This window comes from Chitinophaga varians (assembly GCF_014529945.1).
Classification (GTDB): Bacteria; Bacteroidota; Bacteroidia; order Chitinophagales; family Chitinophagaceae; genus Chitinophaga; species Chitinophaga varians.
This window is the reverse complement of record NZ_JACVFB010000004.1, coordinates 341,659-354,304: the sequence shown is the minus strand read 5'-3', so window position 1 is coordinate 354,304 and position 12,646 is coordinate 341,659. Positions and strand designations below refer to the sequence as shown.

Below are 12,646 nucleotides of genomic sequence, written 5' to 3'. Positions count from 1 at the left end.
TTACCTACCGGATTCGGTAAGATTCTTCTGAAGCGCTGACTTCAAGCCGATATCCTTTTCCGCGTATCACCACAATTTTGATATTCGGGTCAGGTTCCAATTTCTTCCTAAGCTTTGATATGAACATATCCAGACTACGCCCTACAATAACACCTTCATCTTCCCATATCTCTTTTTGTAACCTGCTTCTCTCAATTATCTCATTTTGAGACTTTGCGAAAATGCTGAGTACACGGGTTTCAGTTCCGGTCAGGTCTGTTGCTATGCCGTCTATGATCAGCTTCCGGTTCTTCGTATCGAACAACACTGCTCCCAAAGTGATCATGTCCGTATGCTGATCATCCACAGGTAAAACTTTTCGCGGTTTAACAGGCCTGAAAAAAATAAGACCGACAACGGCCAAACATAACAGGCCTCCTCCCAGCAAATATGTATTTTTTGCGGTCGTGATACCGGATGGTTTAAATTTAATGTTGATGATGTAACATGCTACGGGTTGCCTTCTTCCCAAACAGGGTACAATATCATCCTTCTTATTTTTTGATATAGCATATCCATAAGCGACACTGGCATTGGCACAGTTAAGTACGTTAACAATATAATCACTTGCGAACGGGTCTTGGGCCAACAAACGCTGAGTAGTGCTCACCAGGGAGCCGGGTTGAAACGTAAATTCTTTCTCAAACCTCACCTGGTATTCATTGTCACCGAGTTTTTCCACGGGAAGTACCCGTGATGTACTGTCACCCGACTGTAAAAGTAGTTCATGTCCTATCTTCCGGAGCAAAACTTCTCTTCTGGAGACGTCAAAATCGTCCCTATCTCTGATGCCGAAAGCCACACCTATTAGGGAGATAAACAAAAACAACAGCAACCCGAACAGGTACTTACGTTTCCCGGAGAGGAGGTTTGGGCTATCAGACATACTACTTTACATTTTATTTACAAAGGTTACATTTTTATTTACAATCCTGATTTCCAGGCCGAAAAACAGGGAGTTAATTTCGTTGAAATCAATTTTATAAGATATGAAAAACAAAAAAAATGCCTTCAACGGATCTGATTTATCAGGAGACAGGTCCAGGTTTAAACCTACAAAAAACATGAAAAAATTTATTTATGCGTTGATCTTACCACTGGTGGTGGTAAGCGGACTAGTATTTGCCGGTCACGAAATCAAAAATGGTCCTCCTGAAAAATCAACTCCTAAGCCACCCTCTGCTGCCGAAATGAAAGCCGACAGGGAAAGATGGGAAGCTACCCCTGAGGGTATAAAGTACAAAAAATGGGAAGCATCTCCCGAAGGTAAAAAAGTGCTTGCCGGTGCTGCTAAAATAAGGAAGTATACAAGTGCCTCCAGCAATATGGAGGCTGTTGTAACCTCTCTTTCCCTTCCGCCAGGCTCACGATTAGGTTTCGGAGTGATGGCCAGGATTAACGGTGACGATTATATTCTCAGTTTTGGGCTGGAAAACGCTCATGAATTCCAGCAATTGCACAGCCTGAAAGTCAACGACAAAATAATCATAAGAAGCCGTAGTGTATCGTGGGCACCCAAGTATTTATATCCAATCGTATCGGGCGACTATGTAGAACGAGATAGTAAAGTAATTTATAAACGTGCCCCTCGCAAAGACGGTTGCTGATCAAACGCACACACTTATGCTTTGTTCCTGGCTCCTGCAAAATTTACAGGATGGTCTCCACACCATCCTGTAAATTTTTACACCTGCCTTTAATTGGGGCTAAAGACCCCAATATATAAATTTTGCTACCCTTTTTTGCAATTGAAAGGATGGATGCTTACATTAGAACGGTTGATTCTTTCGGCGCAAAATTTAGACACTTAAACAACACTATACCTATATGACGAAGAACATATGCTTATCAGCAATATTTGCATTCATACTTACTTCCTGTGGCAATAACCATACATCAGACAAACCCCAACAGGAGGCGCCCAAAGCACTGGAAGACAAAAACTCTTTTGAGGTTGCTTCAAAGCTCAGATATTCCGAGGATTTAATGGAAGACCTCTACAATGAGCTTGCCAGCAAAGACGTGGAGCTAAAGAGACTGGAAGAGCAAATTAACGATCTCAATAGCAGTAAGCACGACTCTCTTAAATTATTTGAAAGGTTTGATCAGAAAATCCAATCGTATTTCAGATCAGCGGACAACCAGGCCCTAAAAATCAAAGACTCCTTATTGAGAGAAAAAATGAAAATTTTAATTGCCGGCACCCTTGCAAAATATGACCTGGGAAGTGCCAAACACCATGATTTGCTGAAAACCATTCCAATAAACGACGCCAAAATTTCAGACCTTCATACCGTTTTGAGAATTGTAAGGACCCTGCCTGTTGTTGAAAAACACCAACAGGATAACTTGCCAACCACAAGACAACTTGAAGGATTTATCAGGCAGCAGCAGCAAACCATCAACCTTATAGATACATTGATTAAAAAATAGTGGAGGGCAGCTCAAAAGCGCGCTAAATCCACCAGAGAACCACCTTAAATCACATAGAAAGGTCGGGCAGGTCTGATTTTTGTCATACCACTACAAACAAAAACAGTAGTTATGAAAAATGAAATCTCAGATCTCGAAAAGAAATATTGGAATGCTATGTCCAACAAGGACTATGAAACGATCAGAAGCCTGACAAAGTTTCCTTGTATTGTAGCAGGGAGGCGAGGTGTGGCGAGCATCGATGAACCCGGTTTCAGGAAAATGTTCGAACAAGGCGGCAACAGGAACATGAAGGTAAAAAGCGTTTCCGACGAACAGGTACAAACCGGCGAGGACCACGGGATGATTGGTTATCTGATTGAGCTGGACTATGATGGACAAGTGATGAAATGCGCCTGCACATCAACCTGGATAAAAGAAAATGGCAGTTGGGTTTGCGCCATGCATACTGAAAGCGATTTGGAAAACAAGTAACGGGGCAGCGCCGCTATACACCCTTTTTGACGTTGTATTTTACGAGTAATACACCTGACTTATAACTTTTGACGTCTATTAATTCGAGGTCATGCTTGTTCACAATTTCCTGAAAAAGTGGTTTCCCTTTTCCTAAAATCACCGGATGGATGGCCAGCCTCACTTCGTCGACCAGGTCCAGGTTTAAAAAAGTAGCAGCAATTTTTGCGCCTCCATACAGCCAGATATCTTTTCCGGATTGTGCTTTAATTTCCAGCACTTTCTCCTTAATGCCGGAACCAATAAAGACGGTGTCTGTTCCGTCGCCGGTCAACGTTCTGGAGAATACATATTTTTTCTTTGCGTGCAGCAGTTTATAGGCTTCCCTGATCTTCTGCGGCGCCCCTTCTTCCGGCTGAGTGTTCCCCCATTTTTCGTAGGCGACGCGGCCGTAAAAAATGATATCCTTATCACTTAAAATTTCGTTCAAAATATCGGCGTAGTCCATTGTCTCGTCTTTGACGATCCAATCCAGCTGGCCATCAGGCCCTTCAATCAGTTCATCGAAAGTTATTGCCAGGTTTAAGATTACTTTTCGCATATACTTTCATTTAATCGACTACTCCTGCAATATAGGCTAGTTATTTTTTTTCAGCATGCATTGCTATCAGTGGCGCGAACGCCTCCCATAATTCTATTATTTTTTTGATGCTCGTTTCATCTGTCAGTTTCCCGGCGGCATCAAATTTTTCAGCCGCTTTACCTAAGTAAAACTCCGGTTGCTGTAAGGGGACCATATCCAAATACATCATAGATTGCCTGAGATGATTCTGAGCACCGAACGCACCTAAATTATAAGGTGTGCAGCCAACGATGGCCACGGGTTTTCGTTTCCATTTATTCTCCCCTTCCGGCCGTGATCCCCAGTCAATCGCATTTTTCAACACCGGAGAATAAGACCTGTTATATTCAGGCGTGGCGAAGATGACGCCGTCTGCCTTTGCTATTGTCTCATGAAGGTCCAGGACAGCCGCAGGCAGATTGGCTTCTAAATCCTGATTAATAAAAGGTAAGTGTCCGATTTCCACATAGTTCACCGTCATCTGCTGCGGAGCAAATTGCTGAAACGCCTTTACCAGTTTGGTCGTGTAGGACTCCTTTCTCAAACTGCCGGAAAATGCTATAATGTTGTAATTCATAAGAAGGGTGTCGTCATATACTATGCCATTCCCCCATGCCTCGAAAACGACGCTCCACTTATGCGTTACCGCTATAATGACATCATAAAATCCTCCGGGACATGGGCATAATTTTCCACACTATGGGCCCCATCATTATGGCAGTGGCTGACATCGTGATCACCGAATGAAAGAATTTATTCCCCCTTCTTTGCATACAGGTATTTTACCATATCATACAACAAAGGCATGCGGTTCCTATCTTTCATCAAAGAAGGACAATTTTTCTCCAGGAAACGAGTGATCTCCGGTGTAAACGCCGCCAACGTTTCGTCATTAAAAAATAAGGCACAGGGCAAACGCATGGCATTAGGCTGTTGATAGTATGTATAATGGATTTGCAGCACCGCTGAATTATCATTTACCAGCGTTACTGACATCCAGTCGGTAGTGGTGCTGCCAAAATTATTGCTGTTCCGAAGGATTTCACCCACTGCCACACTATCTAATGTTCCAATACTGTCTACCAATGAAATCAGTTTATCAAAATCGACATTATTTTGCCCTATATAAAAGGAAGTTCCTCCAAATTTGTCCTCTGTTTTTCTATCGGCCCTAAACGTCTGAATATCCTTTTTACACCGGTCGAACTCCTTTTTAGTAAATCCCAGATCAGCAATACCCGGCAGCCTGCTGTGATCATTACATACCGCTTTCACCAACCGGCTCACATCATCTGCCGGTATTACTTCTACATAAGATCCCATTTGTTTGGCATGCTCTGTTCCTTTCGAACTGTTGTCCATCAATACAAACTCATTTCCATCCCGCTCGTATTTGAGATTGTCGCTATAACTATGAAAACAACCATAGCTACCCAAAGAGACGGTTATCTTACTAACAGGATGTTGCTGAAACCGGGACAGATATTCCCCTTTGCGATCTACTCTTGTTTGACCATCAGCTATGTTAAGATGATAAATAGAATCGTCATCCATCTCGAAGGCTATTTCATTCCTTTGGGGATTAAATCTGATTGTACTCACATCAAGACTTACCGGAAGCTTCCGGACAGGCTTCCACTTTTCCTTTTCCACTTTCGTTTTATAAATCATCTCACCAGCGATACCATAATAATATTTACGATCAGGGGACATCCCAAATGTCTGAGGTTCCTCCACAGCAGTAGTGACAGTAGTAGTATCTAAATACAGAACAGGGAACCGCTGTATATTTTCATTACCGGAGATACAAATCACATCATTATTGATGTGCAAATAAAGATTACGATTCACGCAGGTGCCGGAAAATGGCGGACCTTCCACTTTACCTACTGCTACCGTGTCCAGCCGTTCATTGACGTGTAGGATAGACTTATCCTTCAAACAGAGATACAATACATCATGTTCCGGATCTGCGTAGAAGCTTTCAATATTCCTGACATATTTCCAGGCTAAAGAATCCTTTCCTGTAATGAAAACCATACCTTCCTGTTTCACGAGGAAGTAATTTTTAAAGATGGCGACATCGTCAAATTCCGGGTGTTTATTGGGGTCTGTCTTGTCATATTTTTTCTGGTCCAGCGGTGTCTTCAGCGGCACCCAGTTTTTACCGTTATTGGAAGAATAAAGCAGTGAGTTCCAAACAGCTCCCATTATTCCTTCCCGCTTATTATTGCAAAACATTGTACTGTATCGCTGGTCCTGCCTCGCCAGTGAAATCTCCCAGGTCTTCCCAAAATCTGCTGTATGCGCAACGCCCTTCCCGGCGATGCTCATCCAGGCTTCCCCGTTGGAAAGGTTGGCTGTGGCGTCTATCCATCCATCCTGCCCGAAATCCACGGCTGTCCAGGTCTTTCCGGCATTCTCTGTTCTGTAAATGATATCATATTTACCTTTATTGTTGATGAATCCTGAGGTAAAGGCGGTATCATTATTAAACAGATTGGTACGTTCCAATAACTGGCCCGAGGAGCTACCTCCTTCATTCATGGGTGCAGCGCTACGCCATAATCCCCTGACAGAATCAGCATAGGCAAGCTCTCCCCCTTTGGTAGTGATGGCCATGCTGCCTTGAGGAGACACATTCAGGGTCCTGGCATTACTTTGAAAAGGGAATGGTGCGGACCGCTGCGCCCTGATTGGGCCGGCAGCACAGCAAAGGAATAGTGTAAGGGATATCATAATTCTGTTCATAGCGATATCGTTGGCTCCTGATAAATTAATACAAAACGAGGTGATGATATGTTAAGGTAAGCAATCATCCTGAACCCAGAATTTATCTAGTTAAATTTATTTCCATATATATTCATAACTCTTTACTAAGTTTACAATACTCAGAATAGTCGACAACTAATTAATTAACCCAGCATTAACCCAACATCATTAATATAAATCCCTAAGACTTAAATTTCATGAGAAAACAAAGAGAATCCCTATTTTCGGCTTCCCTGAAGTCAACGGCACTGCATGCCAAATTCGGAACCATTTTTAAACCAACCATCATCGGTGGCCTGCTATTAATGACAACCTTTTATGGCTGTAGAAAAGATATCACTTCTCAGGATAGTGGTGCGCCAACTAAAGCCCGGTCGGCCGGTGACGGCCAAAATGACTTGCTCGGATATGGCTATGATGTTACCGGAGAATATGCCAATTCCGCCTCTGCCACCTACTCCGTTTTTAATGCCGAAGCACTTAAAAGAGATTATCCCACCAGGGTGGAATGGGACCTGTCTACCAAACAGGAAGGTAAATTAATCGCAGGGGAAAATGTCAAATCCTACCTCGAAAAAAAATCACTTAATATAAGCGGTTCTGTTGGTGTTGGCCTGTTTAAAGCTTCCGTCAGCACTTCATTTGCAGGCAGCGAATCTTTTTATTCGCGATATGCCTATTGCAGCTATGATCTCACTATTCAGCAGAAAAGAGTAAAAACAAATGCTGATGTGGATCTGCTGAAACAATACTTACAACCTACATTCCTGTACGATGTAGAACACAGCAGCCCACAGCTGCTGGTGCAAAAATATGGTACGCACGTACTCACCGATATCATCCTGGGCGCTAAGCTGGAACTCTTGTATCGTTCAGAAACAACCTCCAGTAACAGAACAACTGCTGTTTCAGCCGGCATAACCGCTGGTGTGGGAAAAATATTCAACATCAACACCGGTTTTAGCTACAGTGACAGCTCCGCACAATCCAATTCCTCTCAGGAACTGCATTACGTAACCCACGGCGGCGACCCCAGCAAAGGCCTGATCGGCACTGTTCAGGTGGGCGCCAACAACCCGGTTATCAATATACAAAACTGGCAAGGGAGTTCGACGGTACAAAATGCGCAGTTAATTAATTTCGGCCCCAATGGCCTGGTTCCGCTGTACGAGTTCATCAGCGACCCGAATAAAAAGGAAGCGGTAAGAAACTATATCATCCAGTATCTGAGCAGCAACGGTGTGGTGATGATCACTGAATTATATATCAGTACCGTATATGAGAATATGCACTACACCTCGGCAGGTTATGTGGGAGATGTATATGTACGAGCTTTCTACAGAGATAAGAAAACACCGCAGGTGGTTCCCGCAGACCTGACAGTAAACATGGCGACTGAAGTATTCACGGCGGTAGGTCGTCCATATGATTACTACATGAATTTACCTGCGTTGGAAAACTCTGATCACAAGGCAACCAGAGTAATCCCCGCAGGCCAGACCACCGGCGTGGTGCAGAAAGACTGGAATCTGGGCGCATATGTTGGCGGCAACTATTACAAATGGGCCTGGACCGCCACAATAAAAGGACCCGGTTATGAGCCATTCAATATTTCGGCGCCCTGGCTCTTTTAAGATAGCTGGTTAAATTTTACTACCGATTCCTATTCATAAAGTGTACCGCGAGCTGCGGTACACTTTTATCATGATAGCTGATGAAACGTTGTATTGCCTTTCTGTTCATATACCTGCTGTCTTATCAGGCTGATGGCCAGTTGAAAAAAAAATTCTCTGTTGGATTGATGACAGGCTACCATCAGGAAAATTTTCAATGGTCTGTAGCTGGCAATATTCATGGAGAAAACCCGGATATCTATTCAGAGCTTATATGGAGAAATATTGGCGGGCCTTGCGTGGCAGGCCATCTCCACTGGAATCCCTGGCGCAGACTAGTCCTGGCTGCCGATTTTGACTATGCTTTTATTACCCAGGGGCGTGTGTCTGATATGGATTATCTCGGTAATCACCGCACTGTCAACAGTTATGAGGGCCACTTTGCGGCCCATGAGGGAAACGTGCAGGCATATCATTTTCATATTGGTTATCCTATCCTGCATACACACCTGGTAGAACTAATCCCCAGCGTAGGTTATTCCATTCAACTGCAAAAGTTATACATGTTAGACCCAGGTGTAGGATTGAACTCCACCTATGCCACCAACTGGAACGGCGTCTCCGCCCGGTTGGCCGCTGTTTTCCGGTTATCTGCAAAATGGCAGCTGACCAATGAATTCACCGCAGCGCAACTGACATTTCATGCTACCGCTAACTGGAACCTCGTCAAAACTTTTCAGCACCCGCTCAGTTTTGAAGATAAAGCCAATGGTGTAGGCATCACCGACCGTATCAGTATCGACTATCGTCTGTCTCACCATCTGATGCTCCATACCGGCTTTGGATATACTTACCAGCAAACAGGCAAAGGCGTCGACCGGCTCTATCTGGCTAACGGCGCGATGCCTGTAACACAATTCAACGGAGCAACGCGCAAGGCCATGCAGTTCACTGCCGGCGTTCAGGTGGGACTGGGAAAATAACCACCCTCTTCGCGGAAATAACAAAATAATATCCCTGCTGCTGTTTTTCCCGCGGTAAAACATTATCTTGTTACAATGAATGCTGGCTATGTCATACATCCGCTTGGAGACAGCGCTGTTATCCTGAAATGGGAGCAGCAAATAAGTATGGCAATACATCAGGAGGTGATGAAAACCTATCACAGCCTACGCTCAGGGTCATCTTCCTATATCCTCGACCTGATACCGGCATATGCCTCCTTAACCATCGTATATGATGCCGCGCAGCTCAGACGCCGGGAACGTGTGCCCGGACTACAGTGGATGACCACCTATATCCGGGAGAAAACAACAACACAGGCAACCATCACTTTCCCTGCTCCCCGGGAACTGCAAATTCCGGTATGTTATGATCCATCACTGGGTCCGGACATTACCGAGATGGCCGCCTCCAGGAATGTAGACATAGCGGACATCATTGCCTGGCATTCACAGACCATCTACACCGTGTACCTGACAGGTTTCCTGCCGGGATTTCCTTATATGGGAGAAGTCTGCCCCGAGCTGGCAACACCGCGCAGACAACAACCGCGGCTACAGGTGCCTGCCGGCAGCGTGGGCATTGCAGGCATACAGACAGGCATCTATCCGCTGACCTCTCCGGGAGGCTGGAACATCATCGGACAAACACCGCTGCGCATGTTTGATGCCACAAGTGCCGATCCCTGCTACTGCCGACCCGGTGACCGCGTGCAGTTCATACCAATAACGCCGGAAGTTTTCAGACAGATACAACAGGAGCAATGAGCATAGTCGTATTACAACAGGGCATCATGGACACCATACAGGACAAAGGCAGATATGGTTTTCAACACCTCGGGATCAATCCGGGTGGTGTGATGGACCGTATAGCCATGGCCGTAGCCAATGCGCTCACCGGCAACCCGCCTGATGAAGCAGTGTTGGAACTACATTTCCCTGCCGGCAAATACCTGTTTGAAGCACCCGCCCTGATTGCCTTATCGGGAGCCGATTTCAGCGCTACTATCGACGGCCGGGCGGTACCCTTACACCAACCATTATATGTTCCTGCCGGCGCGATGCTCGCTTTTGAAAAGCTCCGTACCGGCGCACGTTGTTACCTGGCTGTCCGGTATGGGTTCGCCCTCACACCATGGCTCGGCAGTTGCAGCACACATCTTAAAGTAGCACAGGGTGGCTTTAAAGGCAGGGCCCTCCGGAAGAACGATCAACTGCCCCTCCGTCAGCCATTACAAACTATCGGTGACAGGCATATGTTCCCATGGACAGCTGCCACAGACCACCTGTATAATACACAAGATACCATCCGCATCCTGCCCGGCGCCTGCTGGGACATGCTGGATGCGCCCTCGCAGCAACAACTGCTGACCGGCAGTTTCCGGATAGGTCCGCACAGCGACCGGATGGGATTCCGGCTAAATGGCGCGCCCCTGCGTACGCATAAAAAAGAGGAACAATTATCCGCCGGCATATGCAAAGGCGCCATCCAGCTACTCCCCGACGGACAGCTCATCATATTGATAGCCGATCATCAGACTACCGGCGGTTATCCGGTGGCAGCACATGTGGCGACTGCCGATATACCTGCGCTGGCCCAATATCAGCCGGGGCAATCATTGCAGTTCAGCATCACCGACCGGGAAGCCGCTGAAGAAGCGCTGTGGCAACAGGAAAGAGCGATACGCTACCTGCAACATGCCAGTCAGTTACATTTGGAAAAATGGTTGTTACCATATGAATTATATTGATCTTAATTGTGACATGGGCGAAGGGCTGGACAATGACGCCGCCATTATGCCCTTTATCTCCAGTGCCAACATCGCCTGTGGCTATCATGCCGGCGATGCCAACACCATGAAAAAAACCGTGCTGCTGGCTATGGAACACAACGTGGCCATAGGCGCACACCCCGGATTTGCAGACCGGGAGAACTTCGGACGGAAGGAGCAGCAGCTCACCGATCCGGCGCTGTATGACCTGGTGTGCACGCAACTATATGCCCTGCAAGTCATCTGCCGCGCCCATGGCGTACCACTGCATCACGTAAAGCCTCATGGCGCGCTGTATAATATGGCCGCCCGCATCCCTGCGATGGCGCAAACCATTGCCAAAGCGGTGAAGGATGTCGATCCTCGTTTACGGCTCTTCGGACTGAGTAACAGTCTGCTGATCAGTGAAGCGGCGGCAGCGGGACTGAAGACCGTCAGCGAAGTATTTGCCGACAGAAGCTACCAGGACGACGGTTCACTAACAGCCCGCTCACAACCCGGCGCTATGATTGACAAGGAAACGGCGGCGGTTAGCCAGGTACTACAAATGGTCACCCGGCAGGAAGTGACCGCGCTGTCCGGGAAGATTATTCCGCTGAAAGCAGAAACCATCTGCATACACGGCGATGGTGCCCATGCCCTGGAATATGCCCGCGCCATACATACTGCCTTGCTTCATCATCACCTAACTATTCAACATCCGTGAGTAAACAAAAATCTTCCGCCATCATGGGCGCCGCTTTCCTGATGGCCACCTCCGCTATCGGGCCGGGCTTCCTGACGCAAACCACTGTTTTCACCTGGCAGCTGGGCGCCGCATTCGGCTTTGTGGTACTGATATCCATCTTACTGGATATCGGCGCGCAGCTCAATATCTGGCGCGTGCTGGCCATTACTGAACGCCGCGCGCAGGACCTCGCCAATGACCTGCTGCCCGGACTGGGTTACCTGCTGGCAGCACTGGTCGTACTCGGCGGACTGGCGTTCAACATCGGGAATATAGCGGGATGCGGACTGGGCATACAGGTGATCACGGGCATGGATACTATCTATGGCGCACTACTCAGTTGTGCGATTGCATTATTCGTTTTCTGGATAAAAGAGATGGGTTATATGCTCGACCAGTTTACCCGCTGGTTGGGGTTGTTGATGGTATTGCTGACCGTATACATCGCCATCAGCTCCGTGCCACCACTGGGAGAAGCCGTCCGGCAGACTTTCTGGCCTTCCGTGATTGACACCAAAGCGATCATTACGCTGGTAGGTGGCACCGTTGGCGGCTACATCAGTTTCGCCGGCGCACACCGGCTGCTGGATGCAGGCATCACCGGGACCGGACAACTAAAGCTGGTCAACAAGAGCGCCGTCAACGGGATCATTATCACCGGTATTATGCGTACCGTGCTATTCCTGGCCACTTTGGGCGTAGTAACCAAAGGCATTGCACTAGACCCCAATAATCCGCCGGCTTCCGTATTCCGCATCGTGGCCGGCGTAGCGGGCTATCGGTTTTTTGGCGTAGTGATGTGGAGCGCTGCCATCACTTCCGTAGTAGGCGCCGCTTATACCTCGGTGTCTTTTCTCAAAACATTTCATCCACTGATAGCAGTATACGAACGCTGGATCATATCTTTCTTTATTGTTTTCTCCACCATCATCTTCATTTTCGTTGGCAATCCGGTAAAGCTCTTAATTACAGCCGGCGCGCTAAACGGCCTTATCTTACCGGTAGCCCTGGCAGTGATATTGATAGCCACGTTAAAAAAGAAACTAATGGGCGCCTACCGGTATCCGGTATGGATGCAGACCATCGGTTGGTGCGTGGTGCTCATTATGGGATGGTTAAGCGCGGTTACATTGATCGCATGGATAAAATAACGTCGGTGATCTTTCTACCTACAAAACCCGCTCTAATAGCGGGTTTCGTAGGTAGAAAGCGTT

At 46.9% G+C, this 12,646-nt stretch carries 13 protein-coding genes; 9 read left to right on the top strand and 4 right to left on the bottom strand.

Features of this window, described 5'->3' with window-relative positions:
• Positions 1 to 4: 4 nt before the first annotated feature.
• The gene (locus ICL55_RS21645) at positions 5 to 925 is read right to left on the bottom strand and encodes a winged helix-turn-helix domain-containing protein (RefSeq protein ID WP_188101247.1); all 921 of its coding nucleotides are present in this window, start codon (positions 923 to 925) and stop codon (positions 5 to 7) included.
• Positions 926 to 1,028: 103 nt separating this feature from the next.
• On the opposite strand from ICL55_RS21645, the gene ICL55_RS21640 reads away from it, so the two are divergent.
• The 3 genes from ICL55_RS21640 to ICL55_RS21630 all read left to right on the top strand — a co-directional run bounded on the left by ICL55_RS21640 (position 1,029) and on the right by ICL55_RS21630 (position 2,946).
• Complete coding sequence (locus ICL55_RS21640; RefSeq protein WP_246496473.1) at positions 1,029 to 1,646, top strand: hypothetical protein; 618 nt, start codon at positions 1,029 to 1,031, stop codon at positions 1,644 to 1,646.
• 220 nt (positions 1,647 to 1,866) lie between these two features.
• Positions 1,867 to 2,472: a hypothetical protein gene (locus tag ICL55_RS21635; protein ID WP_188101245.1), complete on the top strand. Its 606-nt coding sequence runs from the start codon at positions 1,867 to 1,869 to the stop codon at positions 2,470 to 2,472.
• A 111-nt stretch (positions 2,473 to 2,583) separates the two neighbouring features.
• Positions 2,584 to 2,946 carry a nuclear transport factor 2 family protein gene (locus tag ICL55_RS21630; RefSeq protein WP_188101243.1) on the top strand — a complete coding sequence of 121 codons (363 nt, stop codon included), beginning with the start codon at positions 2,584 to 2,586 and terminating at the stop codon, positions 2,944 to 2,946.
• A 13-nt stretch (positions 2,947 to 2,959) separates the two neighbouring features.
• Here ICL55_RS21630 and ICL55_RS21625 read toward each other — a convergent pair whose 3' ends face one another.
• The 3 genes from ICL55_RS21625 to ICL55_RS21615 all read right to left on the bottom strand — a co-directional run bounded on the left by ICL55_RS21625 (position 2,960) and on the right by ICL55_RS21615 (position 6,298).
• Complete coding sequence (locus ICL55_RS21625; RefSeq protein ID WP_188101240.1) at positions 2,960 to 3,526, bottom strand: dihydrofolate reductase family protein; 567 nt, start codon at positions 3,524 to 3,526, stop codon at positions 2,960 to 2,962.
• Between the two features lie 40 nt (positions 3,527 to 3,566).
• Positions 3,567 to 4,124, bottom strand: coding sequence for an NADPH-dependent FMN reductase (locus ICL55_RS21620; protein ID WP_188101238.1), 558 nt, complete (start codon positions 4,122 to 4,124; stop codon positions 3,567 to 3,569).
• Positions 4,125 to 4,300: 176 nt separating this feature from the next.
• The gene (locus tag ICL55_RS21615; protein WP_188101236.1) at positions 4,301 to 6,298 is read right to left on the bottom strand and encodes a WD40/YVTN/BNR-like repeat-containing protein; all 1,998 of its coding nucleotides are present in this window, start codon (positions 6,296 to 6,298) and stop codon (positions 4,301 to 4,303) included.
• Positions 6,299 to 6,516: 218 nt separating this feature from the next.
• Between ICL55_RS21615 and ICL55_RS21610 the strand changes: the two genes are divergently transcribed.
• The 6 genes from ICL55_RS21610 to ICL55_RS21585 all read left to right on the top strand — a co-directional run bounded on the left by ICL55_RS21610 (position 6,517) and on the right by ICL55_RS21585 (position 12,583).
• The gene (locus tag ICL55_RS21610) at positions 6,517 to 7,953 is read left to right on the top strand and encodes an MAC/perforin domain-containing protein (protein ID WP_188101234.1); all 1,437 of its coding nucleotides are present in this window, start codon (positions 6,517 to 6,519) and stop codon (positions 7,951 to 7,953) included.
• Between the two features lie 80 nt (positions 7,954 to 8,033).
• The gene (locus ICL55_RS21605; protein ID WP_188101232.1) at positions 8,034 to 8,915 is read left to right on the top strand and encodes a hypothetical protein; all 882 of its coding nucleotides are present in this window, start codon (positions 8,034 to 8,036) and stop codon (positions 8,913 to 8,915) included.
• A gap of 75 nt (positions 8,916 to 8,990) precedes the next feature.
• Entirely contained in the window at positions 8,991 to 9,701 is a 711-nt protein-coding gene (pxpB, locus tag ICL55_RS21600) for a 5-oxoprolinase subunit PxpB (RefSeq protein ID WP_188101230.1), read from the top strand.
• Positions 9,698 to 10,684 carry a 5-oxoprolinase subunit C family protein gene (locus ICL55_RS21595; RefSeq protein ID WP_188101228.1) on the top strand — a complete coding sequence of 329 codons (987 nt, stop codon included), beginning with the start codon at positions 9,698 to 9,700 and terminating at the stop codon, positions 10,682 to 10,684. The genes pxpB and ICL55_RS21595 overlap by 4 nt, the downstream gene beginning before the upstream one ends.
• Positions 10,671 to 11,411: a 5-oxoprolinase subunit PxpA gene (pxpA, locus tag ICL55_RS21590; RefSeq protein ID WP_188101226.1), complete on the top strand. Its 741-nt coding sequence runs from the start codon at positions 10,671 to 10,673 to the stop codon at positions 11,409 to 11,411. The genes ICL55_RS21595 and pxpA overlap by 14 nt, the downstream gene beginning before the upstream one ends.
• Positions 11,408 to 12,583 carry an NRAMP family divalent metal transporter gene (locus ICL55_RS21585; protein ID WP_343067841.1) on the top strand — a complete coding sequence of 392 codons (1,176 nt, stop codon included), beginning with the start codon at positions 11,408 to 11,410 and terminating at the stop codon, positions 12,581 to 12,583. The genes pxpA and ICL55_RS21585 overlap by 4 nt, the downstream gene beginning before the upstream one ends.
• The last annotated feature ends 63 nt before the right edge of the window (positions 12,584 to 12,646 follow it).